Annotated in this window: 30 protein-coding genes; 20 read left to right on the top strand and 10 right to left on the bottom strand. The window is 43.8% G+C overall.

Annotation, left to right across the window (positions count from 1 at the left end; all coding sequences use genetic code 11):
• Positions 1 to 18: 18 nt before the first annotated feature.
• From ADH67_RS10475 to ADH67_RS10465, 3 genes are all read right to left on the bottom strand, one after another.
• A complete protein-coding gene (locus tag ADH67_RS10475; RefSeq protein ID WP_236578507.1) occupies positions 19 to 429 on the bottom strand; it encodes a response regulator transcription factor in 411 nt (136 codons plus the stop codon).
• Complete coding sequence (locus ADH67_RS10470; protein ID WP_066592784.1) at positions 430 to 2,241, bottom strand: sensor histidine kinase; 1,812 nt, start codon at positions 2,239 to 2,241, stop codon at positions 430 to 432.
• Between the two features lie 156 nt (positions 2,242 to 2,397).
• Entirely contained in the window at positions 2,398 to 3,042 is a 645-nt protein-coding gene (locus ADH67_RS10465; RefSeq protein WP_066592783.1) for a nitroreductase family protein, read from the bottom strand.
• 122 nt (positions 3,043 to 3,164) lie between these two features.
• Here ADH67_RS10465 and ADH67_RS10460 point away from each other — a divergent pair, with 122 nt between their 5' ends.
• Both ADH67_RS10460 and ADH67_RS10455 read left to right on the top strand, forming a co-directional pair.
• Positions 3,165 to 4,148 (top strand): NAD-dependent epimerase/dehydratase family protein, encoded by a 984-nt coding sequence (locus tag ADH67_RS10460; protein WP_066592781.1) that lies wholly within the window; start codon positions 3,165 to 3,167, stop codon positions 4,146 to 4,148.
• Positions 4,149 to 4,227: 79 nt separating this feature from the next.
• Positions 4,228 to 4,989, top strand: coding sequence for a ZIP family metal transporter (locus tag ADH67_RS10455; protein ID WP_066592779.1), 762 nt, complete (start codon positions 4,228 to 4,230; stop codon positions 4,987 to 4,989).
• Between the two features lie 63 nt (positions 4,990 to 5,052).
• On the opposite strand, the gene ADH67_RS10450 is transcribed toward ADH67_RS10455, so the two are convergent.
• Entirely contained in the window at positions 5,053 to 5,919 is an 867-nt protein-coding gene (locus ADH67_RS10450; protein ID WP_066592776.1) for a sulfurtransferase, read from the bottom strand.
• A gap of 200 nt (positions 5,920 to 6,119) precedes the next feature.
• Between ADH67_RS10450 and xseB the strand changes: the two genes are divergently transcribed.
• From xseB to murB, 4 genes are read left to right on the top strand one after another with little or no spacing between them, the layout of a single operon-like run.
• A complete protein-coding gene (gene xseB, locus ADH67_RS10445) occupies positions 6,120 to 6,374 on the top strand; it encodes an exodeoxyribonuclease VII small subunit (protein ID WP_066592774.1) in 255 nt (84 codons plus the stop codon).
• Between the two features lie 18 nt (positions 6,375 to 6,392).
• Positions 6,393 to 7,301 (top strand): polyprenyl synthetase family protein, encoded by a 909-nt coding sequence (locus ADH67_RS10440; RefSeq protein WP_066592771.1) that lies wholly within the window; start codon positions 6,393 to 6,395, stop codon positions 7,299 to 7,301.
• A gap of 2 nt (positions 7,302 to 7,303) precedes the next feature.
• A complete protein-coding gene (gene dxs / locus ADH67_RS10435; RefSeq protein WP_066592768.1) occupies positions 7,304 to 9,169 on the top strand; it encodes a 1-deoxy-D-xylulose-5-phosphate synthase in 1,866 nt (621 codons plus the stop codon).
• A 10-nt stretch (positions 9,170 to 9,179) separates the two neighbouring features.
• Positions 9,180 to 10,211, top strand: coding sequence for a UDP-N-acetylmuramate dehydrogenase (gene murB / locus ADH67_RS10430; RefSeq protein ID WP_286313573.1), 1,032 nt, complete (start codon positions 9,180 to 9,182; stop codon positions 10,209 to 10,211).
• Between the two features lie 71 nt (positions 10,212 to 10,282).
• Here murB and ADH67_RS10425 read toward each other — a convergent pair whose 3' ends face one another.
• The gene (locus ADH67_RS10425; protein ID WP_066592757.1) at positions 10,283 to 11,461 is read right to left on the bottom strand and encodes an aspartate aminotransferase family protein; all 1,179 of its coding nucleotides are present in this window, start codon (positions 11,459 to 11,461) and stop codon (positions 10,283 to 10,285) included.
• Positions 11,462 to 11,640: 179 nt separating this feature from the next.
• Entirely contained in the window at positions 11,641 to 11,904 is a 264-nt protein-coding gene (gene rpsT, locus ADH67_RS10420; RefSeq protein WP_066592754.1) for a 30S ribosomal protein S20, read from the bottom strand.
• A 496-nt stretch (positions 11,905 to 12,400) separates the two neighbouring features.
• Between rpsT and murJ the strand changes: the two genes are divergently transcribed.
• Together murJ and ADH67_RS10410 are read left to right on the top strand one after the other, a co-directional pair.
• Entirely contained in the window at positions 12,401 to 13,951 is a 1,551-nt protein-coding gene (gene murJ, locus ADH67_RS10415) for a murein biosynthesis integral membrane protein MurJ (RefSeq protein WP_066592751.1), read from the top strand.
• A 96-nt stretch (positions 13,952 to 14,047) separates the two neighbouring features.
• The gene (locus ADH67_RS10410; protein WP_066592748.1) at positions 14,048 to 14,254 is read left to right on the top strand and encodes a hypothetical protein; all 207 of its coding nucleotides are present in this window, start codon (positions 14,048 to 14,050) and stop codon (positions 14,252 to 14,254) included.
• 54 nt (positions 14,255 to 14,308) lie between these two features.
• Here ADH67_RS10410 and aroC read toward each other — a convergent pair whose 3' ends face one another.
• On the bottom strand, positions 14,309 to 15,379 hold the full coding sequence (gene aroC / locus ADH67_RS10405) for a chorismate synthase (protein WP_066592745.1): 1,071 nt from the start codon (positions 15,377 to 15,379) through the stop codon (positions 14,309 to 14,311).
• A gap of 262 nt (positions 15,380 to 15,641) precedes the next feature.
• On the opposite strand from aroC, the gene ADH67_RS10400 reads away from it, so the two are divergent.
• From ADH67_RS10400 to ADH67_RS10345, 12 genes are all read left to right on the top strand, one after another.
• Positions 15,642 to 16,190, top strand: a complete 549-nt coding sequence (locus ADH67_RS10400) for a GNAT family N-acetyltransferase (protein ID WP_084081469.1) — start codon at positions 15,642 to 15,644, stop codon at positions 16,188 to 16,190.
• Between the two features lie 42 nt (positions 16,191 to 16,232).
• On the top strand, positions 16,233 to 16,526 hold the full coding sequence (locus tag ADH67_RS10395; protein WP_066592742.1) for a hypothetical protein: 294 nt from the start codon (positions 16,233 to 16,235) through the stop codon (positions 16,524 to 16,526).
• Positions 16,527 to 17,076: 550 nt separating this feature from the next.
• Positions 17,077 to 17,769: a hypothetical protein gene (locus ADH67_RS10390; RefSeq protein ID WP_066592740.1), complete on the top strand. Its 693-nt coding sequence runs from the start codon at positions 17,077 to 17,079 to the stop codon at positions 17,767 to 17,769.
• 87 nt (positions 17,770 to 17,856) lie between these two features.
• Positions 17,857 to 18,771, top strand: a complete 915-nt coding sequence (locus ADH67_RS10385) for a cation diffusion facilitator family transporter (protein ID WP_066592739.1) — start codon at positions 17,857 to 17,859, stop codon at positions 18,769 to 18,771.
• 27 nt (positions 18,772 to 18,798) lie between these two features.
• Complete coding sequence (locus tag ADH67_RS10380) at positions 18,799 to 19,248, top strand: hypothetical protein (protein WP_066592738.1); 450 nt, start codon at positions 18,799 to 18,801, stop codon at positions 19,246 to 19,248.
• Positions 19,249 to 19,384: 136 nt separating this feature from the next.
• Complete coding sequence (locus ADH67_RS10375; protein ID WP_066592737.1) at positions 19,385 to 20,143, top strand: sulfite exporter TauE/SafE family protein; 759 nt, start codon at positions 19,385 to 19,387, stop codon at positions 20,141 to 20,143.
• Positions 20,144 to 20,154: 11 nt separating this feature from the next.
• A complete protein-coding gene (locus tag ADH67_RS10370; RefSeq protein ID WP_066592735.1) occupies positions 20,155 to 21,102 on the top strand; it encodes an NAD-dependent epimerase/dehydratase family protein in 948 nt (315 codons plus the stop codon).
• A 144-nt stretch (positions 21,103 to 21,246) separates the two neighbouring features.
• Positions 21,247 to 21,573: an FMN-binding protein gene (locus ADH67_RS10365; protein ID WP_066592733.1), complete on the top strand. Its 327-nt coding sequence runs from the start codon at positions 21,247 to 21,249 to the stop codon at positions 21,571 to 21,573.
• A gap of 288 nt (positions 21,574 to 21,861) precedes the next feature.
• Positions 21,862 to 22,797 carry an ABC transporter substrate-binding protein gene (locus ADH67_RS10360; protein ID WP_066592731.1) on the top strand — a complete coding sequence of 312 codons (936 nt, stop codon included), beginning with the start codon at positions 21,862 to 21,864 and terminating at the stop codon, positions 22,795 to 22,797.
• Positions 22,798 to 23,361 (top strand): hypothetical protein, encoded by a 564-nt coding sequence (locus ADH67_RS10355; RefSeq protein WP_066592729.1) that lies wholly within the window; start codon positions 22,798 to 22,800, stop codon positions 23,359 to 23,361. It begins immediately after the preceding gene.
• Between the two features lie 229 nt (positions 23,362 to 23,590).
• Positions 23,591 to 24,649 (top strand): response regulator, encoded by a 1,059-nt coding sequence (locus ADH67_RS10350; RefSeq protein ID WP_066592724.1) that lies wholly within the window; start codon positions 23,591 to 23,593, stop codon positions 24,647 to 24,649.
• Positions 24,650 to 24,689: 40 nt separating this feature from the next.
• On the top strand, positions 24,690 to 25,040 hold the full coding sequence (locus ADH67_RS10345) for an Hpt domain-containing protein (protein ID WP_066592722.1): 351 nt from the start codon (positions 24,690 to 24,692) through the stop codon (positions 25,038 to 25,040).
• Between the two features lie 34 nt (positions 25,041 to 25,074).
• On the opposite strand, the gene ADH67_RS10340 is transcribed toward ADH67_RS10345, so the two are convergent.
• Genes ADH67_RS10340 through ADH67_RS10330 form a run of 3 tightly spaced genes read right to left on the bottom strand, consistent with a single transcriptional unit; the run spans position 25,075 to position 26,780 of the window.
• Complete coding sequence (locus ADH67_RS10340; RefSeq protein WP_066592719.1) at positions 25,075 to 25,869, bottom strand: peptidylprolyl isomerase; 795 nt, start codon at positions 25,867 to 25,869, stop codon at positions 25,075 to 25,077.
• 27 nt (positions 25,870 to 25,896) lie between these two features.
• Positions 25,897 to 26,163 (bottom strand): BolA/IbaG family iron-sulfur metabolism protein, encoded by a 267-nt coding sequence (locus ADH67_RS10335; RefSeq protein WP_084081468.1) that lies wholly within the window; start codon positions 26,161 to 26,163, stop codon positions 25,897 to 25,899.
• Positions 26,160 to 26,780 carry a septation protein A gene (locus ADH67_RS10330; RefSeq protein ID WP_066592716.1) on the bottom strand — a complete coding sequence of 207 codons (621 nt, stop codon included), beginning with the start codon at positions 26,778 to 26,780 and terminating at the stop codon, positions 26,160 to 26,162. Before ADH67_RS10330 ends, ADH67_RS10335 begins: the two co-directional genes overlap by 4 nt.
• Between the last annotated feature and the right edge of the window lie 54 nt (positions 26,781 to 26,834).

Below are 26,834 nucleotides of genomic sequence, written 5' to 3'. Positions count from 1 at the left end.
ATTTTCTGCGGAGATCTCTTAGTTCTTTTCCGCGCTTCCTTTCTTTATGCCGATGCTGACGGCTTTTTTTACAGCCTCAGCCAGCCTTTCCGGATCAGCCGGTTTTTCTAAGAAAGTAACTGCCCCGTGGGACATTGTGTGGACGGCCATTTCGATGTCCCCGTGACCTGAGAGAAAGATGATTGGAAAATGGGCGAACCCTCTGCTTTCTAAGAGTTCCTGCAGTTCCAGACCTGTCATCCGAGGCATACGAACGTCTAAGATTAGGCAGCCGGGCAAATTCAAATTATCGCGGTTTAGAAAGTCAACGGCATTGTTGTATGTCACGACTTTCCATCCGAGAGCCTCTAAGTAAATCTGGGTGGAGAAGAGAAGACTCTCATCATCATCGACAATCCTTATGAGAGCTTGTTTTTGAAGGTCTTCCATTTAGTTCTTCCTTTGTAATTTTTCTATTGAAATGCTGGCAGTTACTCCGCCTCCGGGTCTTCTTTCAAAATTTAATGCGGCAGAGTGGTTATCGGCGATCTCACGGACAATTGCCAATCCAAGTCCCAGGCCCTCAGGCTTGACACTTTCGCTGAGGGAGGAGAGGCGAGAAATTTGAGTATCCGAGAGACTTTTGCCTTTGTTGGATATTTTCAGCAGCCATTTATTCCCTAAATCTTCCAGGTCGATCTTTATACTGACTTTACCGGTATCGGACAAACTTGCCGAAGCACCGTTTCGGATAATATTCAGAATTAATAGTTCAAGAGACAAAGGATCTGCAAGGATGGGTGCTTCCTGAACTGATGATTTAAGAGGAATCGATGCCTCCGGATCTTCTTGCTGAGCAAAAGTCCTCAAAGCTTTTTCAGTAATTTTGAGGAGATCGGAAGGGACTTGCGGGGCTTGTTCCTTCTTGGCAAATTTTCTGACGCTGTCGACAATGGAGGAAATTCTCCGGGCTTCGCTGTCAATGTTGGAGATAACCTTTGCGGTAATGTCGTCTCCGGAACCCTGTTGTTTTGCTTTGAGCTTCAGTACGGCCGCATAGTTGATGAGTGCTCCTAAAGGCTGCTTTAGCTCGTGGGCAATAATATTGGACATTTGGGAGATTACTCCCGATCTTTCAATGTGAGAAAGACGTTTGCGTCCTTCGATGGCCTCTTGTTCAGCGGCTTCTTTGGCTTTTAATGCTGAAGAAAGCTGAGCGGTGCGTTTGTCAACAAGACGATGGATTCGGAGCTCGTTCAAGAAAAGGAACAGAAGGACAAGCAGAACGATAAATATTTCCGTTGAATAAGTCTTAAGAAGGTTCTTTACCGAATAATCCCGAAGGTTCTCGAACATGCCGAACTTAAGGTCTTTCATAAGGGCCAACATCTCAGAAAAGTCATTGCTGACTGCCCATTCGCTTTTATTGGTATCTGGCATTGTGAAGAGGGCAACCGTAATGTCTTTAACGACTTTATCCGGAGCATTCTGCATTGAAGCCATAACGGTTCCGGGGTAAAGACCTACGGTTGAACGGGCACAATAAAAGGGTTCCTGTTCACGATTATTAGGAATCGCCTCTATTACTTTAACGGCACCTGGAGAAAGGAGGCCTTCGGCCTGGAGTTGCTCCAGAGCACATGTCGGAAGAATGCCTACATCTGATTTACCTGACAAAACTTCGGCGACTACTCCTGCAAAAAAGAATGGAGCTAGGCGCACTTCAGAAAAAAAGTTCTCCGGATCAAGGCCTCTTCTCTTAATTTCTCCCAAAGCGGCCCACCAATCTCCGACTGTATCGGTATCGGCTGTTGAAACCGTTTTTCCTTTCAGATCCTCAATTGTCTTGATATCGCCTCGATTTTTTGAGGTGATGAAAGCCGAGCCTATCGATCGGGAGGCATCGGAAGAAAAAATCGTCTTCCTAACCGCAATATCATGCGCTCCTAGGCCTTCCGAAGCGGTAATTTGAATGAAGTATTCGCTGGGAACGATAAGAAATTCCGGTTTAATAGATTTAATTTCGCTAATAAGGTTTGAGGAGGTCAGAGCCACTAACCTAAACGAATACTTGTCATTGAGTTTTTCTTGAAGATACTCAACCGTTGGACCAATGGCGTCATCATCTATGTTGGTTGTTGTTTGTCTAACATATCCGATGGTTAAAGAGGGCCTGTCGTCTTTTTCGAGTGCACAGGTTCCTTGGCAAAATACGCTTAAGCCAAAAACAAAGATTGTGAGAAAAAGCTGACCTCTAAACATGTGGTGATTTTCTCAAATCTTGTATAGAAAATTAATGAGTACTTTCGAGAAGAGTTTTTGAAACCGCTCGGAGGAAGAGGAGGGCGATTAGGCTCTAAGTTTTTTGAAAACTGCAAAAAAAGGGAGGCGAAGCTCCCATGCGTTAACGAAGATAGATTACTTCATTTCCCAAATAATCTTATCTAACGGAAGTCTGGATTTAGGACGAGTGGCATTGTGGTCATCGGCGGCGTCGTATCCGAGCGTGACAAGCAAAACCGATTTCAAACCGTAATTATCCAAACCAAGGATCTTGTCCATCGTTTCTTCTTCAAAGCCTTCAATAGGAGTGGAGTTAATTCCTAAGCTCGCTGAGCCGTAGAGAAGGGTAGTCATGGCAATGTAAGCCTGCTTAGCTTCCCAAGTCAAAGTTGTGTGAGCTGAGTCGCGAAGACCGACGAAGTATTTTCTGGATTCTCTTTGTTCTTTGACAATCTGATCGCTCAAAAGTCTTCCGTCCTTAATTTCTTGATCCAGGATTGCTTCCAAATATTTGTCGCTGAGTCCGTCTCTGATGGCGATTACGACAAAGTGCGAGCATGTATCTGTTCTAGGCCAGTTAAAGTCGTTGACGGCCGGACGGATTTTTTTCTTAGCCTGATCGCTGGAACCGAAAATAAATACCCAAGGTTGGCTGTTAACTGAAGAAGGAGATAGTCTGAGAATCTCTTTTAATTTCTTGATGTCGTCCTCCGGAATCTTTTTGGAAGGATCAAATTTTTTAGCTGTGAAGCGCTTCTTGGACAGTTCAAGAAAATCCATCGTTTTTTCTCCTATAGAATACGATTACATGATGATATGGCATAGTATCACCAGCAGTTGCGTTCTCCCGAATGAAAAAATAAACGTTAAATGTACCTAACATTTGGCTAAATACTGAGCACATGAAAACTAAAATCCTCATTACCGGATGCTGCGGATATGTCGGCAACGCCATGGTATTAGATCTATTAAAGCGCAAAAAGGAATTTGACGTGCGCGTGACTTCCCGCATTGGGAAAATGGTGGATCACCCGGAAATTTTATGTTTTTGCTGTGAACCGTTCGAAGAAAGACCGAATCTTCGTGAAGCACTGGAAGGGGTCGATGTCGTGGTGCATGCTAGTGCCTTAGAGAAAGCCAATCACGGAACGCCGGTTGAAATTTCGACATTGCAAAGAATATTTGTGCTTGGTTCAGTCTATCTTGCGCAAGCCGCTGCTCAGGCGGGCGTAAAAAGATTTGTTTTTCTCAGCACCATAGAGGTTGACGGGGAAGTCACGCCGCCGGGCAAAAAGTTCTATGCCGACTCGGTTCCGCGTCCGAAACTTGCTCTTGGCAAGACCATGCTTGCGGCCGAGAGAGAGGTCAGAAAAATAGCGGAAGAAAGCAAAATGGAACTTGTGATCGTCCGCTGTCCTATGGTTTACGGACCCGAGTGCAGCAATCTTTTCAGAGTCGTTCAACTGATGGTTCAGTTCTGCCTGCCGCTTCCATTGGGCAGTACGGGAGATAACGAGCGCTCATTGGTTAGTATTGATAATCTTGTGGATTTTCTAAGGTGCGTCTCCGTGCATGAGAAAGCAGCCAATGAAGTTTTTCTGGTGAGCGACGGTCAGGACTTGTCAACACTGCAGATTTTTAAGCTGCTTGCCAGAACCGGGCATCGTCCGTGCATGTTGTGGCCGTTCCCTAAAAAGCTCCTTTCCCTCTTCAATAGCTACATCGGGAGGCGTACTTGGGGAGAATTTTTCTTTGAAAGCCGCGTTGAAGACATAACTAAAAACCGTTTGCTTTTAAATTGGATCCCGCCGATTAGCGTCGAAGAGGCGTTTGCAAGAAGCTGGTATAAAAAAGAAAAACTTAGCGTTCGCAAAGAAGAAGGATGAAGACTTTTTTCTTGATTTAAGCTCTTTTCAGCGAATTTTTGCTCTTGGCGTAGTACTCTTACGTTCGTAAAGGAAGAGTATGTCAATAGTTCTGCAAATTATCTTAGCAACAACAATCTCCTCGGCACTTTCTATTGTGTTGGCCGGGTTGATTAGTTTTCGATTCTTGGATAGATATATGTCCAAGATGTTATGCCTGTCGGCAGGACTTCTCCTGGCCGTTTCTTTCACGCATCTGCTTCCGGAGGCCTTTGAGCATCATGAAGATGCGACCTATATCGGATGGACCCTTCTTGTAAGCGTTTTGATTCTTTTCGGCATTGAACAATTTTTCTCTCATCATGAAGCAGAAAATGTTTCTCAAATGATCGAAGAGAGCAGAAAAAGCGAAGGCAGAGGCGGCCAAGCGATCCTTCTTGGAGATGCCTTTCACAATTTGACAGACGGCGTATTGATTGCCAGCGCTTTTATGGTGACGCCTAGTTTAGGTTGGATTACGGCATTGGCCATCATGGCTCATGAAATTCCGCAAGAGGTCGGTGACTTTATGGTTCTTCTTCATTCCGGCTTTAGTAAAGGGCGAGCCTTGTTTTATAACCTGCTTTCGGGCTTTACGTCCGTTATTGGCGGGATCCTCGGCTACTTCCTCTTAGACAAAGTCAGCTGGCTTATTCCGTACGCATTTGCCGTGGCTGCGGCAAGCTTTATTTATATTGCTTTGTCCGATTTGATGCCGGAGATGATTAAGAAGGGCAGAGCTGCCTTTTTTACACAGATGCTCTTTATTGTCCTAGGGGTTCTGCTTGCAATCGTAGCGACTGGGTCTTTGCATACGCATTAATCTACATTCTTGAATTTCTCGGGGGTTTGCGGATTCGTAAACCTCCGAGAAAAAAATTGGCCGTTACTTGCAGACAATGGGATTGGATTCATCGTCAATCCACTGGCTCCAAGAACCTGTGTAAAGATGGGACCCGACTAAACCGCACAAATCCATTGCGAACAGATTAACGGAGGCATTGACCCCAGAGCCGCAGCTATTGATGATTTGAGTCGGTTTTCTTCCGTCCAACAACTCAAGAAATTCTTTACGAAGTTCAACCGGAGATTTGAATGCTCCGTCTTTGTTAAAGTTCATAGAGCCCGGACGGCAAACTGACCCAGGGATATGTCCCGCTTTTTTATCAATAGTTTCGCCGATACCGTGGAAGCGGGAATTCGAACGTGCGTCCACGACAAGATATTTGTGAGTATTTAAATTGTCTTGCACCGTTTTCATTTCGGTCGGGATTTCGAGCGGTTCGTTAGCGTTGATTACACCGGCCTCCGGAACCGTTGACTTAGTCGCCACGGGAAATTTGTGATTTACCCATGCTTGATAACCGCCGTCGAGGACAGCGACTTTTTCCAGACCGATCCAGCGAAGCTGGAACCATAACCTAGTTGCGAATCCAAGTCCTCCTTGATCGTAAAGGACAATCTGTTTATCGGAACTTACGCCGAGGGATTCCATGTTCTTGATAAAGATTTCTCGATCTGGCATTGGGTGTCGGCCGCTTCCCTGACAGACTTTGCCTGTAACAACTCTATCAAAATCGCATAGAACCGCTCCCGGGATATGGCCTTCTTTATAAAGCTCAATGCCGACGTCGGGGTTTTCAATGCTGCAGCGGCAGTCAAGAACACAAAGAGGCGCTTTTTTTCCTGTAATCTTTTGATTAACAAGGATTGAGTGGAGTTCCTGAACATTCATCAAAGTGGTATAAATCATAATCTCTCCGGTTATTGCCGAGATTTTAATGTTTGGTAGGAAGACATGGAACGAAACCTTAGTATTTTATGAGGCGAAAGAATTAGTTTGAATATCTTTCAGATCTGAATTCCATACACTTTCTAGACCGTTAACAAATAAAATCCTTTGTAAATAGGATAAAGTTAGGTAAAGTACTACTTTCTGAGAAAAGCAAGAAAATGGCACAAGATAAAACAAAGGAAATTTCTCAAATGTCCTACGAAGAGGCTTTGGCTGAATTGGAACAGCTTTCCAGTAAAATGAGCCAAGGTGGTCTTACTCTGGAAGAGTCTGTGGCGACATATCAGAGAGGTATCGAATTAGGTTCTCATTGTCAAAAACTTTTGGATGAGGCTCAGAAAAAAATTCAGAAGCTGGATTCCGAACTGACTGCAATCACTTCTTCAGACTTAAAAGACGATGTGCCTTTTTAGTTAACAATAAAAAGAAATATGAGTAAAAGTTTTAATGAGTGGGTCAAAGGTTGCCAGCAAAGAGTGGAGGTAGCTGCAGGAGAGCTTTTGCCTCCAACAGATCTTGAACCCAAAATCCTGCATGAAGCCATGCGTTATTCCGTTATAGGAGGCGGAAAAAGAGTCCGTCCTCTCCTGGTATACGCAGTGAGCGAACTATTTGGAGTTGATGAGCACAACGCCGACAGAGTGGCACTTGCCATCGAGTGTGTTCATTCATATTCATTGATCCACGATGACCTCCCGTGTATGGATAATGATATGCTGCGTCACGGAAAGCCCACAACTCACGCAAAATACGGAGAGGCGATGGCAATGCTTGCCGGAGACGCGCTTCAGCCGGAAGCCTTCATTTATATTTCCGAGACTACTCTTAATCCTCACCAAAAGCTTGTTCTTATTTCTTTACTTGCAGACGCCGCTTCGAGCCGCGGTATGTGCGGCGGACAAGCCATCGATTTATCTATGGTCGGTAAAAAGATGACTTTGGAAGAGCTCCGGCATATGCATGCCTTGAAGACAGGGACTCTTCTTCATGCTGCCGTTATGTCGGGCATTTGGTGTGCGAAAGAAGAATCGTCCAGCGAGGAATTGATTGAAGCACTTTCATCCTACGGTAATGCCGTAGGTTTGCTTTTTCAGATTGTCGATGACATTTTGGACGTTGTCTCAAGCGCAGAGAAGCTTGGTAAAACGGCCGGTAAAGATGCATTAGAAAACAAGCCGACTTACGTTTCTATTTTAGGATTAGATAAATCTCGTGAGTTAGCAAAAGAACAATATGAGCTGGCCCTAGCGTCAGTGCAAAAAATTGAAAATATCGTCGGCGGAAATAAAACACTCCGTCTCAGAGAAATTGCCGACTTTATTTATTCCCGGGATCACTAACTATGTATGAGTTGCTTGAAACCGTTAATTCTCCCGGAGATCTAAAAAAACTCAGTATTCCGGAGCTTGAGGTCTTAGCAAAAGAGCTTCGGGCCTTTATTATTGATTCAGTCTCAAAAACCGGAGGGCATCTGTCTTCCTCTTTAGGCTGTGTCGAATTAGCCATTGCAATTCACTATGTTTTTGACACTCCTGAAGACAAGTTGATTTGGGACGTCGGCCATCAGGCATATGCCCATAAGATTCTTACCGGCAGAAGAGAACAGATGGCTCATCTCCGCCAATACCAAGGTTTATCCGGGTTCCCGAAGATTACCGAGAGTGAATTCGATGCATTCGGAACAGGTCACTCTTCAACTTCCATCTCCGCCGCCTTAGGTATGGCAGTCTCCGCACGTGAAAGAGGACTCAGAGACCGGCATCACGTGGCAGTTATCGGCGACGGAGCAATGACCGCAGGCATGGTATTTGAAGCCATGAACTGTGCAGGGGACATGAAAGACATTCGCCTTTTGGTTATCCTAAATGATAATGATTGTTCTATTTCTCCTCCCGTAGGAGCATTGAGCAAGCATTTCTTCAGTTTGATGAGCGGACGCTTTTATGCACAAGCTCGTGAATCAGTAAAGGCTTTGGTTCGTCCGATTCCGCGACTTTATGATTTGACAAGAAAGGCGGAAGAATACAGTAAGGGCATCGTAGCCCCGGCATCCACGCTCTTTGAAGAGTTTGGCCTTAATTATCATGGTCCTATCGACGGACATGATTTGAAAGCTTTGATTCCTTTGCTCAAGAACATGAAAGAGTTACCAGGGCCACTGGTTCTTCATATTGTCACTGAGAAGGGGCACGGTTATGAGCCGGCTGCTCATGACCCGACACAGTACCACGGCATCTCACCGTTTGATGTGAAGGTAGGAATTCAAGCTAAAGCCCATGCAAAGACTTACACGGAAGTTTTTAGTGATTGGCTTTGCGAGATAGGAGCCAAAGATAAGAAGGTTGTTGGGATTACACCGGCAATGGAATCCGGGTCCGGGCTTACTAATTTTGCTAAGAAGTTCCCGGATAGATTTTTTGATGTTGCCATTGCTGAACAGCATGCCGTGACATTTGCCGCCGGCTTGGCAATTGACGGAATGAAGCCTGTCTGTGCGATCTACTCAACTTTTTCTCAGAGAGCCTTCGACCAGATCGTTCATGACGTGGCTCTGCAGAATCTGCCGGTTCTCTTTCCGCTTGACAGAGGCGGCATTGTAGGGGCTGACGGTGCAACCCACCACGGCGCCTTCGATCTTTCTTTCCTGCGCTGCATTCCGAATTTGGTCATCATGGCACCAAGTGATGAGAATGAAGCGCGCCGGATGCTTTATACCGGGTATAAATACAATGGTCCGGCTGTTGTCCGCTATCCGAGAGGGAAGGGACCGGGCGTTGAGATTGTCGAAGAGATGCAGGAGCTGCCGCTTGGTGAAGCAAGAGTGATGAGACAATCAGGGGCGGAAAAAGAAAAACGTGTGGCCATTTTGGCTTTCGGCTCCATGGTTTATCAATTGCTTCCGCTGGCAGAAGAACTTGATGCAACTCTTGTCGACATGAGGTTTGTGAAACCTTTAGATAAAGAAATTATTAAAGAAGCGGCCGAAAATCATGATTTAATTGTGACCGCTGAAGAAAATGTTATTCAAGGCGGAGCAGGTTCTGCTTGTCTGGAAGCCATTGCAGAATTTGGTGGCGCAGTCCCAGTTTTGCAAGTCGGCATTCCCGACAAGTTTGTGGAACAAGGAGACAATTCTTCCTTGTTTAAGGAATGCGGCTTGGATAACGACAGTATTAGAGAGAAAATACTAAATAGATTAAAAGCATAAGAATCGGAGCATCTTTATGAGCTTTTCCGTTAAGAATGACGTTGACCTCACGAAGTTAAATACCTTTAGGATAACTGCGAAAGCCAAAGAATTCGCGGATATTGAAACTGCTGAGGATTTAGACTCAGCGGCAGACTTTCTTGCCCAACATCCGGAGAAAAGATTCTTAATTCTCGGGGGCGGTTCTGATATTTTGTTCAGTCAGGATTTCGATGGAATTATTCTCCGCAACCATCTTTATGGGGTTGAAGCAGCCGGTGAGGATGAGGAGTTCTACTACGTAACAGCAGCTTCCGGTGAAGATTGGCACAGTTTTATTCTAAGAACATTGGATGCGAAAAAGCCCGGTTTAGAAAACCTTACTTTGATTCCGGGAACGGTAGGCGGTGCCCCGATTCAGAATATCGGTGCTTACGGTATGGAAGTGGCCGAGAGAATTCATTGCGTTGAGTACTTTGATCTGAAGACCAAAGAACGCAAAGTCCTTAGGAATGAAGAGTGCGATTTCGGCTATAGAACCTCGGTGTTCAAGAAGCCGGAAATGAAGAATGCTTTTATTACCTCTGTGACTTTCAAGCTGCCTAAGAAATGGGAACCGGTGATTAGCTATAAGGACCTGAGAGAGCATCTGCAGTCCAATCACGCACCCGAGCTTCATCCAACGGATATCTACAACTCCGTGATTGCTATCAGAAAGAGAAAACTTCCATCTCCTCATAAACTTGGAAGTGCAGGCAGTTTCTTCAAGAATCCGGTATTAAGCCGTGAAGAATTTCACGCCCTGCAGGAAAAGAATCCGTCAGTGGTCGCTTATCCGATGGCCGGAGGACGCTATAAAGTGTCGGCAGCTTGGCTTATCGATAATGCGGGATTAAAAGGCTTAAGAATGGGCGATGTCGGCGTCTATGAAAAACAGCCTTTGATTATTGTTAATTACGGCAGTGCCTTCGGCGAAGACGTTGTAGGGATGGCGCAAGATATTCGTGTCCGTGTCAAAAACTGCTTTAACGTAAAGCTTGAGCCGGAAGTCGTTATAGTCTAGTTCTGACTTTTCTTTCCGCCAACAAAAAGCGAACTCATCGGAGTTCGCTTCTTGACATCAGGCGCAGAGCCTTAGACTTTAGGCTGGGCTAAGAAAGCACGAATCAGCGGAGTAAGGCGCTTAACGATTTCTTCAGCTTCAGTTTCCGTAAGGATTAACGGAGGAACAAGTCGGATTACATTGCCGGCTGTGACGCTGAACGTCAAACCTGCTTTAAGAGCTGGTTCCAGCAAATCATGTGCATCACGGTCGAGTACTACACCGAGCATTAAGCCTTTTCCTCTGATTTCCAGAACGCCGGAGAAGCCGTTTAAAGACTTAGAAAGATCTTTCTTAAGCTTCTTACCAACGTTGTAGGCATTTTCAACAAGATTTTCATCTTCGATAATGCTCAAGGTTTCCAATGCCGCACGCATCGCCAGAGGATTGCCACCGAAAGTAGAACCATGGTTGCCTGGCGTGAAGATATTGGCTTTGTTGCCAACAACCACGGCACCAACAGGAACGCCGCCGGCAAGTCCTTTAGCCAAGGTCATGACGTCAGGTTTAATTTCTGCCCATTGATGAGCAAACCATTTGCCGGAACGTCCGAGCCCGCATTGGATTTCATCAACCATTAAAAGCCAATCATTTTCGTCGCAGATTCGGCGGTATTCTTTCATGGCAGACAGATCAATCGGATTGACACCGCCTTCACCTTGAATCGGCTCAAACATCAAAGCAACGATATCTTTATTGGTCTTGGCCAGTTTACGCAGTCCGTCTAAATCATTTTCATCAATTTGAATGATGCCTTCCATGAAGGGATCGAAATCTTTACGAACGCCGGGATTGCCGGTCGCAGACAAAGTAGAGATTGAACGTCCGTGGAATGCTTTTTTGAGAACGACGATGGTAGGAACCTTGATTCCTTTCTGATGACCGTATTTTCGAGCAATCTTAAAGGCACATTCGTTGGCTTCGAGGCCGCTGTTGCAGAAGAAAACAGCGTCTAATCCGGAATGTTCGAGCAGCTTGGCTGCTACCTGTTCTTGAAGGCTGATTTGGAAATAATTAGAGCAGTGAATTAACTTCGATGCTTGATCACTGATGGCCTTTACAAGGCGAGGATGGGCATGTCCGACAGCATTAACAGCGATACCGGCGAGCGCATCTAAGTATTTATTACCTTCTTTATCCCAAAGCCAAACACCTTGTCCATGATCAAATTCGACAGGGAGACGGCCGTAGGTATTCATCAGATTTGACATTGGCAAACCTATCCTTACAAAGATGTTATAAAAAATCCTCAAATTAGAGGTTAATTCTCGAATTATAGATTTAATGTAAAGAAGAATGAATAAGGAAAGAATTTATTTCATGGCATTTGTGGCAAACACGCATGAAAAAAGGGACCGCGTAGGTCCCCTTAACGAATTCGTCCGAATTATTAGGCCATTGCCTTGATAAATGCGGTCAAACGGCTCTTATGACGAGCAGCTGCGTTCTTGTGAAGAACTTTCTTATCAGCCATGGAGTCAATAACGGACTGAGCAGCAGTGTAAGCCTGCTGAGCAGCAGCCTTATCGCCAGTAGCGATAGCTTTGCGGACGGATTTGATTGCTGTACGATAGCGAGAACGCTGAGCAGAGAGGTGCTTGTTGCGAGCAACTGACTGAATAGCGCGCTTGCGAGCTTGTTTAGTATTTGCCATTGTTTAAATTCCTTGCCTATGCGAGTGGCTTGTACAAAAAATCACCGGTTGCCACTGCAATATTAGGGCTAGGCCGGTTGTTAAATAAAATTAATACTAGACGACAGTTCCGAGGCAGCCGTCATCAAACAAGTCCGAAAGTATACAACAAAATTAAAATTAATGGACTATGTGAAAGTATTGTAAAAATGTATCTTTTAGAATATTTCAGGGCGAGATTTTACGAAAAATCGTTCCGCTAAGAACAAACCCGAATTGTTTGTTGCCGAAAAAGATTAGTTTTGAAAACAATATGTTGTTCTAGTTCCTAAAAACTTTTTCATTTACTTAAGAGAGCGGACAAATTTGCACGCAAACTGTTATTTTTAGGACGGATTTGCGGATAAATCCCGAAGTCTGCATTTCACACGATTAGAATGTTGTGCTTTAAAAGCTGAGGACGTCTCGGCACCTGTTTTTAGTTTTCCTATACGCAAAAAGAGATTAAGAGGTAGAAGTGAGTATTTTTAGAAGTGCAGCAGTGATTTCGGGCATGACTCTTATCTCAAGAATCACAGGTCTTATCAGAGATATTTTAATTGCACGATTTTTCGGCGTAAACGGAGATACGGACGCCTACTACGTGGCATTTCGACTTCCGAATTTATTACGCCGTCTTTTTGCGGAAGGTGCTTTTCAGCAAGCTTTTGTACCAATGCTTGCCGATGCAAAGTCTACTAAGACACAAGATGAAGCTAAGACGTTTATTGACAGAGTTGCAAGCTTATTGGCCAGTGTCGTTCTTCTTATCAGCGTTTTAGGCTCTCTATGTGCGCCGATTCTTGTTTGGATTATTGCCTCAGGCTTGTATGAAGAACCGCTGACATTCACTACAGCAAGCCAGTTGACAAGAATTATGTTCCCGTACATTTTTTTTATGTCAATGGTTGCCCTTAGTTCATCCATTTTGAATACATGGAAAGAATTTGCGATTCCGGCGGCTGTTCCAATTCTTTTGAATCTGTCTTTGATTTGCGCTACTTTGTTTTTAGCGCCGCATATGGAAAGGCCGATCTTTGCTTTGGCAATCGGCGTCATGGCAGGCGGCTTTCTGCAGCTGGCTGTTCAAATCCCTGCGTTGTGGAAGAGAGGGTTGCTGCCGAAGCCTGTTTCTCCGCTTACTGCTCTTAAGGATCCGACCGTAAGGAGAGTCCTAAAACTTATGGTTCCGGCTTTGTTTGCGGTCGGCGTTGCACATATTTCTATCCTTATCAATACCAATATCGCTTCTTTCCTAGCGGAAGGTTCGGTTACTTGGCTGACTTATGCCGACCGTTTGATGGAGTTCCCAACTGCTTTGCTTGGTGTGGCTCTCGGTACGGTTCTGCTTCCAAGTCTTTCGGCTGCTTTTGCAAAGGGCTCGATGGATAAATATAACGCGTTGCTCAACTGGGGACTCAAGCTGATTATTGCTTTTGCCATTCCTGCGGCTTTAGGGTTGGCTTTTCTTTCGGATGCTTTGGTATCCGTTCTTTTTCAAAGCAAATTGTTCGGGCCGAACGATGTTGTCCAAACTTCAAATGCAGTCCTGGGCTATTCCATCGGACTTATAGGTTTGATTGGGATTAAGATTCTTGCCCCGGGTTTTTATGCTCAAAAAGACATTAAGACCCCGGTGAAAGTGGCTTGCGCAGCTTTGATTGTCACTCAGCTTTTTAATCTTATTAATGTTCCTTTATTTGCTCATGCCGGATTGGCCTTGTCAGTAGGGCTCGGTGCTTGTTTTAACAGCACAATTCTCCTTTGCATTCTGAGAAAACGAAAGATTTTTACCCCAGTTGAGGGCTGGAGGAAGCTGTTTATGTCGGTATTTGTTTCCTCAGTTGTGTTGTGCGCGATTCTTTTTGCTGCCCAGATGCAGATTGATTGGGCACATCTGCAAATGAGCTGGGCCATGAAAATGACCATCCTCTGCGGACTGATTGCCGTTGCCGGTGTTGCGTATTTATTCATGCTTTTTGTGTGCGGCTATAGGCTTTCTGATTTGCGAGTCAAAGACGTTGAATAGTCCTTCAAGGTCTCATTTTTGTGCATTTTGTCCAATGATCCGAACTTTCTCCTGCACAATCAATATAGATAATCTAACTGTGTAGGAGATTTTCCGATGAGCAAGAAAGAAGAGTTAAAGGAACAAGTAGAAACCGAAGCACTCATGGATGCAGAAGTTGAGGCAGCTACCGACTGCGGTTGCTGTTGTTCTACCAAATCCAAGAAAGAAGCAAAAGAAGAAAAAGAACAGCTGGAAACCGAAGCATTGATGGACGCAGAAGTCGAAGCTGCAACTGACTGCGGATGCGGCTGTTCTAAGTAATTTTGCTGGAAAAGACCTCTGACTGTTGATTCAGCAGAGGTCAAACTTTGGCTTTTACCATCCGGTCTGAGCGTGGTTTTGAAGAATCAGGTCCATGAGAACAAGGGCCATAAGAGCCTCAAGTACCGGAACGGCTCTAATCGAGACACAAGGGTCATGTCTGCCTTTTGTACTCACCGTTGTATCTTGCATCTGAGAATTCAACGTTGCTAAGGGCAAGCGGATGGAAGGGGTAGGTTTGATGGAAACGGTTGCATAAACCGTTTGGCCGGTAGAAATCCCTCCTAAGATGCCGCCGGAATGATTGCTCAAAAAATGATCCTTAGCCTTAGAGTCCATTTGATCGGCGTTTTGGCTGCCTTTTAATCTCGCCGCTTTGATGCCTTCTCCGATTTCAACTCCTTTAACGGCATTGAGTCCCATAAAGGCGAATGCCAATTCTGCATCCAGTCGGTCATAAATAGGCTGACCGATTCCAACGGGAACGTTTTCAGCTTTAACAAAAACTTTTCCGCCGGCGGAATCTCCGGATTTCCTGAGACTATCCATGAAATTTTCCAATTGAGAAATGATTTCTTTATCTGCGCAGAAGAAGCTATTTTGATCGACCTCTTTCCAATCATTAATGGGCAGTTCAATATTTCCTAATTGGATCAAGCATGCTTGAATATTGATATTGAACTGGTCTTTCAGCCATTTCTTGGCGATTGCACCGGCGGCCACCGTCGGAGCAGTCAGACGGGCAGAACTGCGTCCGCCCCCTCTTGGATCGCGGATTCCGTATTTTTGAGCGTATGTCCAGTCGGCATGAGCCGGTCGGTAAAGATTTGCAATTTCAGAATAGTCTTTGCTTTTTTGGTCTTCGTTCCGAATAAGAAGGCCGATAGGAGTACCGGTCGTTACACCGTTGTAGAGGCCGGAAAGAATTTCAACCGTATCGCTTTCTTTTCGTTGCGTAACGTGTCTGGAGGTTCCAGGTTTCCTTCTGTCAAGTTCTACTTGAATATCGTTGACATCCAGCTTCATCCCGGGAGGAACTCCGTCGAGAACGGCACCGATAGCCGGGCCATGAGACTCTCCGAAATTTGTGACTACCAACAATTTACCGATACTTGAACCTGCCATATCTTTCCTCTTTTTAGTCTGTGCTCAAAATTGTAGGAGAGAAAGAAACTCAAAAGACAAGAGAACAGAACTTTTTTGAATTTGGGAAAAGGTTAACTTTATTTTTAGCACTGAGTCGGTTAAAAAAATTGACGAATTCCCCAAACAGAGAAAGATTCAAAAATCGGTTGGATCTAACGCAGTATCGGTACCTATTCAGGTGTGAGGATCTGTTTTTTGTAACAAATTCTTCTTAGAATGTTTTGCATTACAGGAGGAAAAAGTGAGTCTCGAAGTATCAATCAGAAATGCAAGCAAAGACGACATAGAGCCGATGCTGTGTCTCTATAGTCAGATTGTGGTGATGGGAACGGGCAGCTTAGATTTGCAGTTACCCTCTTCTAAGGATATCGAAAGAACAAGAGAATATGCTGAAGAGCATCATTGTCCTTGTTTTGTAGCTGAAGTTTCCGGAGAGGTTGTAGGATTTGCTTATGTTTTACCGTTTAGTCCGGAGCAGGGATATGTTAATACTGTCCGTGACTTCGTTTTTGTCCATCCGGAAGCTCAAGGCGACGGAGTAGGAACGCAGCTCCTTACAGCACTGATCGCAGAGTGTGAAAGCAAGGGCTATCGTCAGATGATTGCTTATATCGGCGATAAAGAAAACAAAGTAGCAATCGCTCTTCATGAGAATTGCAAATTTGAGAGAGTCGGAGAATTGAAATCAGTCGGTTGGAAATTGGGCCGCTGGCTCGATACGTTGGTTTATCAACGAGTTCTTCAGCCTGGTGATGCGGATGCACCGACTTCGTCCGTCGAAGCGAATTAGAATGACGTAATTCGATAATTCTTCTCTTAACTGGAAATAGTCATGAGCGATGAAAAAAAGTACGATGCAGAATGGAGCGTAGCAACCTTAACGGACGCCCTTGAGGCCCTGCAAGATTTGATTGCCGAAATTGAAGACAGTCCTGAGGAAGTCAAAGAGATTTTGGATGAGGGCATCATTAACGTCTATGCAAAGCTGAATTACGCTTATCACAGTGCTGAGGATGGTCCGGAGGCACTGATGCAAATGTCTGATGACGATATTATTTCCTTCCCGCCGGTCCTTCCTATGTATGGAACACCGGCACTTTGTCCGGAAAAGCAACGAAACAATTAAAAAATTTAGGAGCCTTCCTTTCCTCCTGGAGGAAGGTTAATTCTTGAGGCGTTTTGGGAATTTTAAGGTTCTGGAGCGCCTAAATTTTTTCTCTTTTTCCGTCAATGCGTTGCTGAACAAGGCGAGTTTTTTATCGGAAAAAGTCCAGAAATACGACCTCGAAAAACGAAGAAAAACGAAAAAAAGAGCCACCCGCACATAAAGTGTCGAGCGGCATATGTTCCACAGAGTTAACGGGAACTCAATCCTCAAATCCAAGTGGAATTTACTTCAGACTGTTTGAGCAGTCCGGAAAGAAAATTCTCAGCTTGGTAACCTCAAATCCCAAGGAGTGAGGGATAAATAAGTCCCTCGAACGAAATACTAGAACAAACCCGAAAAAAAGTAAAGTAAACCCTAAGAATAGTTATCTAAAAAAAGGTATGCATTTGTTAAATTACGGATGATTTTCTATTGCAAATACGCACCCAAAAGGAGTTCTATGTCTTGAATTTTTTTCGGTGTTTCTTACTTGCTAAAATTCTCTTACTTTTAGAAAAATATTTTGGTCATGACAGAGCAGCATTACGTCCAGGAAGAGACGGACGAAGGTCTTAAGTTCGCCCATTTGCTTTTAAAGCTTATAAAGTCTCCGGATAGAGTAACTAGAAAAGAATGGGATTATTTGGATTCCATTCATATCGGAATGATTGAGCGTGAAGCCGGTTATACGCACGCCCAGGCTCTTCATGTCGCAAATCAGATAGATAGAATTCAAGCTTATGTCAGCAGCTGGGGAAGAATGGAGTTCCTTTCAGATGCTCTGATGATGTGGTTAATCGGCGCCGGCTTTATTTTGGCAGGCGTCTTGTTGGCCCTTTTAGATATTCCGAATTCTTTGTTGGGAAGAACCGTTGTTCCGTGCAGCTTAGGCATTGGAACTTTCTTCTTAGTGATGCCGTTTATCGGCAGAAAGAAAGCCTTTAGCTATAATAAAGACTGTTTCGAAGAAACCTTAATCAGTATTTTGGGTGTAGGACTTCTCAAAAGATGCTGCGAATGCACAGAAGATCTTATTCGCCGTCTCTCTTCGCATGAAAGTAAAGAAGTTCTGGTTAAGGTCGTGGAAAAATTTCTTGAATCCAAGAAAAATAAGCTGACTAAGGCTGAAGAATTGTCGTTGCTTCATCAATTACTGGAGGGTTTCGGGATGACTCTCGCCGATTTGCCGTTTCCGGTAGTACACGAAATTTCTGATCATTGACCATTTTGTACTCGTAATTCGCCGTAAGATTACGCTTTCTTCCTAACATTGTTGAATAGAGGAAAAAACATAATTGCTGGCTGAATTATGAGCGATACATTAAAAAATACAGAGTTGTTGTCCCATAAAAAAGGGGATTCAGCTTATATACATAAAAACACATCATCTTCTAAAAAGCTCCTTGCCTTTGCATCCGCTTTGACCTTGGGTTTTGCCGTGGTGGAAATCATCGGTGGCTACTTGGCCAATTCTTTGGCTCTGTTGTCCGATGCCGGTCATATGGTGACTGACTCGGCTTCTTTGCTGTTTGCTTTTGCTGCTAGTGTCATGGCTCAAAAGGCAGCAAGTGTTAAATACTCCTATGGGTACGCCAAAATGGAAGTTGTCGCGGCGTTAATTAACGGCATCGTGATGTTCTTCGTGGTCGGTTGGATTTTTTATGAAGCAGTCGAACGATTGGCAAATCCGCAGCCCGTTGAAGGCGGCAGCGTCTTTATCGTGGCCTCCATCGGTTTGCTTGTTAATATTTTGGTTGCTTGGATTCTTTCTCACGATTCTAAGAATTTAAATACACGAGCGGCTCTGCTGCATGTAATGGGCGACCTGTTAGGTTCAATTGCCGCTATTCTGGCCGGCTTAATCATTTATTTCGGCGGTCCTATTCAAGCTGACCCGATCCTTTCCATGTTCGTGAGCTGCTTGATTCTGAACTCTTCATACTCCATCATCAAAAAGTCTCTCCGACTCTTGCTTGACGGTGTCCCGGAGGACATTTCTTACGAGGAAGTCGGAACAACGCTGGAAGAGGTACCTGGCGTGAAGTCTGTGCATGATCTTCATGTGTGGAATATGGATGGAAACGAAATAGCTCTTTCCGCTCACGTAACCATTTCGGATTTCCAGAAATGGCCGGAGATTCTGAGCATCGCAAGGAATCAACTGGAAGCTAAATTTGGAATTACTCACGTGACTATTCAGCCTGAAGAAGAGGAGCATGCCTGAGCGGCAAATAATAAAGGAAGAAAGAATATGGATAACGAAGTTACACTCAAAGGCGTTGTCACTGAAGTTATAGACAATGGCAACATGGGAGAGATTAACTGTGGGAAAAATAATATTTTTACTTTCTCCAGCGACCAATTAAGTACCGGCTATTCTCCTGTCCTAAAAGATATTGTTGAATTTACTTTAATTGAAGATAAGCCTTACAACATCACGCTTTACCATCGTCAACAGAATGTTTCTGCGGACCCGACGTCAGTTGATTTGAAAGTTAAGTGTCCTCATTGCGGTGAACGGATCATTCCTAAAGCTAAAGTAGTGAACGGGAAGGTGAGTGCAACGTTTTGCCCTAAGTGTTCTCAGGAGTTAGAGAAATTCAGTACGCGTCCGAAACCTAATTTCTTAAATTGGATTTTGGCAATCATCATCGGTATCTTGATAACTGCTTGTATTTATTTCTTTGCCGTAACGCCATAGTCCTAATTCTCTTGGCCGCCTAGGTCTATAACGAGAGTGACGATAAAATTTTTTCTCCTGAAATAAGCAACAAAAGATTTCTTTTATTACATTAGTATTACAATCCACAAAAATAAAAGACACAAAGGAGAAAAGGATGGAAGTCTCTTTCACTGTCATAGTTATTTGTGTTTTGGCCTTTTTTGTGGCCGGCTTTATAGACTCAATTGCGGGCGGCGCAGGTTTTGTCACCGTTCCATCTCTCTTACTGTGCGGAGTTCCTCCGCACATGGCTCTCGGTACCGGAAAACTTGCAACAAGTATCGGTTCTTTAGCCGCTATTTGGACTTTTTGGCGTGGCAACTTAATCCTAATGAGAGTTGTTCCGGTCGGCATCCTCACATCTATGATAGGGTCGATAACGGGTGGTAAGCTCGCGTTGCTCGTTCCTGATGAAATGATGGGAAAAGTTATTGTCATCATGCTGCCTTTGGCAATTTTGCTGACTATCTTTTCCGGCGGCTTCAAACTTGATGAAGGAGAAATGCCTAAAAAAGGTTTCTGGCTTCGAGTTTGCTTAATCGGGACAATCGTCGGCCTTTATGAAGGATTTTTCGGTCCCGGTGCAGGTACATTCTTTTTAATTGCACTCCATGTTTTTTTAAAGATGGGGATGGTGCAGGCTTCGGGGACGGCTAAAGTTTTTAATTTGGCGGCTAACTTCGGTGCATACCTGGCTTTTGCAGCCGGTGGCTCCGTTATTTATTCCATTGCAATTCCATGCGCAATTTCCAGCATGATTGGAAACAGAGTAGGGGCCTACTATGCGATTAAAATCGGAAGTAAGTTCGTACGAAATATTTTGTATGTTGTCCTTGTCCTATTAATGGGCTCCCTTATTTACAGATTCTTTTAGAAACCTAACCCATGAGAAATGTATTAATAATCGGTTCAACCGGTCAAATAGGAACAGAATTAACGGCCGCATTGAGAGAACATTTAGGTAAGTCCGGTACTGTCTATGCCGGCTACACAAAACGAAGATCAGTGCCGGAATATTTACAAAAGACCGGACCTTCCGTAGAAATTGATATTCTTGATCGAGATGCGCTCGAGAAGATTGTCGAGACATATCAAATTGACACTATCTACAATCTAGCAGCCGTTCTTTCAGCAACCGCAGAAAAGGATCCGGTAAACGCCTGGCACGTCGGCATTGACGGTTTGCTAAATGTTCTTGAAGTTGCTCGAAAATACAACTGTGCGGTATTTACGCCAAGTTCTATCGGTGCTTTCGGGCCGAGCTCTCCAAAGGTCAACACGCCTCAGGACTGCGTCATGAGGCCGACGACGATTTATGGCGTAAGCAAGGTAACCGGAGAGTTGCTTTCAGACTATTACTTCAAAAGATTCGGTGTTGATACCAGAAGCGTTAGGTTCCCGGGCCTAATCTCTTACACAACTCCTCCCGGAGGGGGTACAACCGACTATGCGGTTGATATTTTCTATTCAGCTGTCGAAGGGGAAAAGTTTGTTTGTCCGATTGGACCAGACACAAAAATGGACTTCATGTATATGCCGGATGCCATACGGGCCGCAATAGAGATTATGGAGGCGGATTCTGCAAAGTTAGTTCATCGAAACAGCTTCAATGTCACGGCCATGAGTTTTACTCCGAAAGAAATAGCCGAAGCAATAAGAAGACATATACCCGACTTCCAAATCGAATACCAAATTGATCCTCTTCGTCAAGGAATTGCAGAGAGCTGGCCTGATTTCATGGATCAGAGCTGTGCGGAGACAGAGTGGGGTTGGGAGCCGAGATATCTGCTCGATGCCATGGTGGAAGATATGCTGAAAAATGTAGTTCCATAAAAATACAATTGAGAACACATCTTTTTTCTTTTCAGTTCAACTTGTAGTTTGAAAAATGGTATCTCCTCAAAAAATAGATAAAATTATTGCGGTTAGAGTATTGATGCTCTAAACAAAATTTATTTCAAGTATGGAGATTTTCCGATGAAAAAATTAGTACTTTTGTTAGCTAGCGTTGGTCTTATGACTGCTGCTCAGGCAGCATACAAAGATGGCACTTTCGAAGGCGAAGGTGAAGGCAACCACGGCAAAATTACCGTTGCTGTTACGGTTAAAGGCGGTAAAGTTGCTGACGTTAAGGTCTTGAAGCACACAGAAACAGACATGATTATTCAGGCCCCGATTGATAACCTGATCCCTGAAATCGTTAAGAATGACGGTACAAAGGGCCTCGAAACAATCGCTGGCGCTACAAACTCTTCCAAGGGTATTATTGCTGCCGTCAACGCTGCTTTAGCAAAAGCTCAATAATTTCTCGGTCATCTGAGACAAAGATCCTCCAGCTAACTACTGGGGGATTTCTTTTTAATAAGAAGAGCTTGCTTGCATACTTAGACTTTTCAATAGGCGGATCGGAAAGCAATCTATTTTTTGATTTTCGTATCGCCACTTTCTCTGCTGTTTCCTGAGAGATGAATGTGCTGTGTCCCTTTTAAGTCGTTTCTGCAGAGGAGATTACAAATTTCAATGCTTCCTAATACCTTCGAAAGATTTTCTGATTAGATAGAATACTTGCAATGATAAAAAGGAAGAATCAAAATGCTTAAGTTCATAGTGGCTTTTTCTTTATGTAGCTTTTTGATGACAGCGGCAAATGCAGAACTGCCTGAAACGATTGATATTCTCTATGTTAAAGCGCCGTTTAACCTGCAGAATATCGTGATGAGAAAACATAATCTTTTAGAAAAAGAGCTCTCCAAAGATAATGTCAAAATTAACTGGATTCTCCTCACACAGGGCGGGAAACAGGGTCAGGCATTAGCCAGCAATTCGGCCCAGGTAGCTTCAGTGATGAATTTCTCTTCGCTGGTTTTGGCAAATGCTAATGACAACCAAATAAAAGTGATTGCAGGCGTTGGAAGACCTTCAGAGTTGTTCGGCTTAGTCAGTCTGTCTGGAAAGAAGCCGGGGGAAGGAACTGAGGTTACTGTAGCCGGTCCTAAAGGTACTGCCTTGCACCAACTTTTGGCGGACTACCTCAATAAAGAAAAGGTTCCTGAACGCAGTGTGCATTTCGTTGGAATGAGTCAGCAGGCGGCATTAACCGCTTTACTCACGAGCAGAGTTGACTGTGCTCTCTTGGGAGGAGCTTTGCTGGAAAAAGCCAAGAAAGCAGGCGCTAAAGAAATTGCTAACGCTAAAGACTTTACTGGCGTTAATCTCGTGATGGCCGTAAGCAAAGATTTTGCTGACAAATATCCCGAAGCGCTGGAAAAAATCGCTAATGCTCAGGATAAAGCGGTTCAATGGATTAATGAGAATAAACAGGAAGCCGTTAAAATCGGTGTTTCTGAGTTGGGTATACCGGAAGAGTTGGGAAGCAAATTAGCTTCTGCATACCATTATTATTCTCGTTTAAATCCGGATGATATTGCACAGCTGGAAAAAACTCAGAAGTTTTTAAAAGATTACGGTTTTATCAAGAAAACCGTCCCGGTAGAAGAAATCGTGCTGCCGGTTGCGAAGGAGAAGTAAATGTATTTTCAAATGAAAAATTTTGTCGAGGTCAGAGAGCCGGAAGGAACCTTGGTTTTTCAGCTTGAAGATTTAATGAGATATTCAGGTCCGCGCGGTTTGATTGCGAGCGGCGTAACCATGAAGTTATTAGGCAGAGCGTTCAAAGATCTCTCTCCCCGTGAACCGCCGATGAGACATGAGATTTATATACTTTCTTCTTTCCCAGGTTCCGACGTTGTGGACGGTTTTGAGTTAGTGACTAGGGCTGTTACGAGAGGAAGATACATTCTTGACCTTGATAAAGCTCCGAAAGATGCTCCTCCTTCCCCTGCGGGCGGTTCAATGTATTTCGAAATCGGATATAGAGACAGATGCTTTGCCTACACACTCTCTCCGGAAATTTTTGATAAAGAATGGTTTGAGGCAGTGGCAGCCAAACAAGAAGGATGTAAAACCGAAGAAGAACACGCTAACTATCTGGCCTATAAGTTTTCTGTACTCGGCAAACTCATTGCTTCTTCCGATCCGTTCTTGCGTATTGAACCATGTAAATTGGATGAAAGATTTTCATACAAATACTAGTTATTTTCCCTAACAAATAACCGTCAATAACTTTGTTGTTTTGACGGTTTCTTATTGTTTATAAAAGAAATTTTTTGTATTGTTTTTATCTTCTAATCCCTAACATTTGTGATTGTCTTGGCAAATCTCTTTTATTTTTGTTCCATTTGTTACAATTAGAACATCTCAGGAGATAAAGTTCTTAGCCGCTCCCTAGAGAGAACTTCAATAAATAAAAAGGGAGGTGAACATGTTGCAAAATGACCTGTCCGCTATGACCTTAGAAAAAGGCACTATCTTGATCGTTGACGACAATGAACTCAACTGCGAGATTTTGTCTATTATTTTTTCTGTTCACCCGATTATCATTGCCTCAAACGGTAAAGAAGCTCTTGATGTCATTCGTAAAAAAAAGGGTGAGCTTGATGCTGTTTTGCTGGATTATTTAATGCCTCAAATGGATGGCTTAACCTTCCTTGAGCAAGTAAAAGAAGAAAAACTCTTATCTCGAACGCCTATTTTCTTGATTACATCAGAAGAAGATGACACTCTTGCCGCAAAAGCATTCAAACTTGGCGTTGTCGATTTTATTAAAAGACCGTTATCCGCTTTTATTGTCCAGAAACGCGTCGAATCAATTATTGAGCTATATCAAACACGAGCCATACTAGAAAAGCTCTTAGAAAAAGAAACTAAAAAAGTTAGAGATTTTGGACGAGGGCTGATTAAAACAATCGGAGCGGCGATTGAAGATCGCGTAAAAGACAGCAGAGTGCATAGCCATAATGTCAGAGCTCTTTCTCGAATTCTTTTAACTAAGAGCGAAGTTGGTAAAAATCTTACTCATCAAGAAATCAGCGAGGTATTAGAAGCGATTTCTCTGCAGGATATAGGTAAGCTATCGCAAGATTCTATCCTTCACAACGACTCGGATCACCCGAATAAAGAGCAACAGGAGGAAATTTCCGAAAGAAGCAAGAAAGCCATAATGTTATTGACGGATCTTCAAAAGGTCAGTCACTTTAAGCCTTTTCAATTTGCAAGGGATCTAGCAGAATTCCAAAAAGATAATATGGAAGGACACTATTTTTCTGAGAAAATCGGACATCAGGAAATCCCCTTGTGGGTACAAGGGGTGGCATTTTCGTCTATGATTGACTCGATAATTGCTAATTCTGGAAAGAGCGGAAAAGAAGGTTTTTCAGAAGCTTTGAAAAGAGTAGAAGAGGGAGAGTTCGGAGAATTCAATTCTCACTTACTCAAAGCAGTAAAAGAAAATTTAGATGAACTGCAGGCGGTCTATGGCTAAGGTTTCAGGAGAAAATTGAGCCGGGCCGGGAAGGTTTAAAATGGAAGAGTCCAAAAAACAAATCCTCGCTGAGGCAGGAATTAATGTTACTAAGGCGTTAAACAGTTTCATGCAGATGGAACCGATGTATGAGAAATTTCTTAATAAGTTCTGTCTGGATCCGTCATTTGAAAATTTGGAACAGGCAGTAGAAGTCAAAGACGAGGATCTTGCTCATCTCTCTTCTCATACTTTAAAAGGCATCAGCGCAACGCTGGGGATGGAAAAGCTCTATCAGCTTCTGTTAGAACAGGACAACCATTTTAAAAAGCATGAATTTGAAGCCGGCTATGATATGCTTCCTCAAATCAAAGAGGAGTATTTAAAAATGATTGAAGCCATCAAAAAATAAGGCCTGCCGAAGCAGGCCGAGAAAGCTAAGCGCATTACTTGCCTTTAGCTTTGACTTGTTCAATCTTGGCATTTTTAACTAAGCTGACCAAATAGTTTTGTGCAGCTTGTTGTTTCCAGAGGTTAACGAGCTGAGGTTTAAGTTCAGCTTCAGTCGGGAATGGAACCTCTCTCTTATCGTCGAGTCTGACGATATGGTAACCAGCAGTACTTTTGAAAGGAATCGTCAACAGCTGACCTTTAGTTAGGGAAGCGGCAGCTTCACCTAAACCAGGAATTTGAAAGTGTCTGATGTTGACCATCGGTAATGCACCGCCTGCTTCCTTGGTTCCTGCGTCAAGGCTGTTTTCTTTGGCTAATGCGGCAAAATCTGCTCCTCCTTGGATTTGTTTGATGAGGTCTCTAGCTTTGGACTCTTCTTTTACGAGGATGTGGCTGATTTTGACTTCATGCGGATCGTATGCATCCTGAGCTTTCTTATAAAGTTCAGTGATTTGCGCAGCGGTCGGTTCTTTATCTCCAAGATTCTTCTTAATTAGCTGGTTAACATATACGCGCTGCTTAAGAGCTTCGATTTCTTCCTTAACTTGCGGAAGCTGATCAATTTTTTGCTTTTTTGCTTCTTGGGCGATAACCAGCTGCTCAATAATAAGATTCTTTGCCAAAGCTTCTTGCTGTTTGACGTCAGTTACTCCGCGGGCGGCAATCTGTCCCATGAGATCTTTCTGAGTCTTTGCAGATACAGTCTGCCCGTTAACGGAAAATGCTGTTTGAGCTAAGGTAACTGAGCCGAGTGATGCCAACGCGATGGCAAGAAGTGTTTTTTTCATTTTAATTAGTCCTGTTAAGAAACTGGTTTAGTGTCTAGACTCGCTTGGCGCTAATAGCGTCATAGTTATGTTGTGAATGCCATGTCCGATAAATGGTTTGAGGTATTCAAAGACAAGGCGGTGACGTTCAATTTTTGGGAGGCCTTCAAACCGTCTGGAAATCACAAATAAGTGATAAAGACCCGAAGCGGGCTGCGGGTTGCCTGGAATAAACTGATTGGAAAAACGAAGCTCAATCGGAAACAAAGGTTCAAGAGCGTTTGAAATTCGTTCTAATGATGGAGTGTGGCTCACTGTTCTTTTCCTTTAGTTTTATTTTCAGAGATAAAAGGAGCGATATAAAAACCAATACCGAGCGTGAACAGAAGGGTCAGACCCATAAGCCCGAAGAGCTTAAAGTTGACCCAGAAATCTGTGGAGCAGGTATAGGCCACGATGAGATTTAAAACGCCAACCACTGAAAAAAAGCCGATCCAAGACAGAAGGAGCTTTCTCCAAGCAGGGGCAGGAAGTTCGAGCTGTTTTCCGAGCAATGACTTGATAAAGTTGCGCCCAGTCAGCATTCCGAAGACCAGGATAAGCGCAAAAACCCAATAAAGGATTGTCGGCTTCCACTTAATGAACATCTCGTCATGAAGCCATATAGTCAAAGATCCGAATACCAAAATGATGGCAACAGAAATCCACAGCATGGGTTCCACTTTTTTGCCGCTAACCAAATTAAATACGATTTGCAGAAGAGAGACGAGGATTGCCGCCGCCGTGGCGCAGATGATAGGGGCCTGCGAAGCATCAAATCCGTTGCCAAGCCAAGAATTGCAAAGGCTAGCAGCATAGTCTGGGTTGCCTTGTGCAACTTTGAAAGTGACAAAGAATAAGATGACCGGAAGGAGGTCATAAAAAAACTTCACGTGTTTAGCTCCTACAGACGTTGATTTAGCTAGATTTTACAAAAAAAGCAATTA

Source organism: Turicimonas muris (genome assembly GCF_002221595.1).
Taxonomy (GTDB): Bacteria; Pseudomonadota; Gammaproteobacteria; order Burkholderiales; family Burkholderiaceae_F; genus Turicimonas; species Turicimonas muris.
The sequence above is the reverse complement of the archived record's forward strand: the minus strand, read 5'-3'. Positions and strand labels throughout refer to the sequence as shown.